General features: G+C 75.4%; 1 pseudogene. It reads right to left on the reverse strand.

The features are described from left to right. Positions 1–402: 402 nt before the first annotated feature. Positions 403–636: pseudogene (locus tag J0695_RS29560) on the reverse strand (glutamine amidotransferase-related protein); the annotation flags it as partial.

The following is a 636-nucleotide window of genomic DNA, read 5'->3' on the forward strand; positions in this document are numbered from 1 at the left end:
GGGCTCGGCTTTCCGCAGGGCCACGGTCTCGTCGTCCCGTGCCCGGACCGGGACGGCTATCGGCTCGGAGATCGGCTCGGCCGCGGCAGGTGCGGGAGCCGGCACAGGCGCGGGCTCAGCTATCGGTTCGTACCACTGCTCCTGCACAGCGGGCTCCGGTACGGCGGGCTCCGGTACAGGTTGCTGCGCCGCGGGCTCGGGCGCCCCCGGCGCCATGTTGCCCTCCGCGCGGAACCACGGCGAGCCGTGCCCGCCCGGCGGCAGCGGGTCGGTCAGCGGGTCGTACTCATGCCCGGCGGCGTCGTGCTCGGGGCGGAGTGCGGTCACGCCGCGCCCTTGCTGCCCACCACCGGCGCGAGCCCCACCGACCGCGCGACGGCGCCCGGATCCCCGCACTGGNNGCGAGTGGTACCTGGTCGCCGTGAACGGCGAGGGCAGCCCGGCGAACACGCCCGCCCCCTCGTGGGTCACCAGCGAGGTCTTGCCGTGCAGCAGCTCGGGAGCGCGCCCGACCACACCGCCGTACGCCACCGCCATCGACTGCATGCCCAGACAGACCCCGAAGACCGGAACCCCGGTCTCCGCACAGTGCCGCACCATCTCGATGCAGACCCCGGCCTGCTCGGGCGCGCCGGG

Origin of the sequence: Streptomyces beijiangensis (assembly GCF_017315755.1) — a bacterium.
Taxonomy (GTDB): Bacteria; Actinomycetota; Actinomycetes; order Streptomycetales; family Streptomycetaceae; genus Streptomyces; species Streptomyces beijiangensis.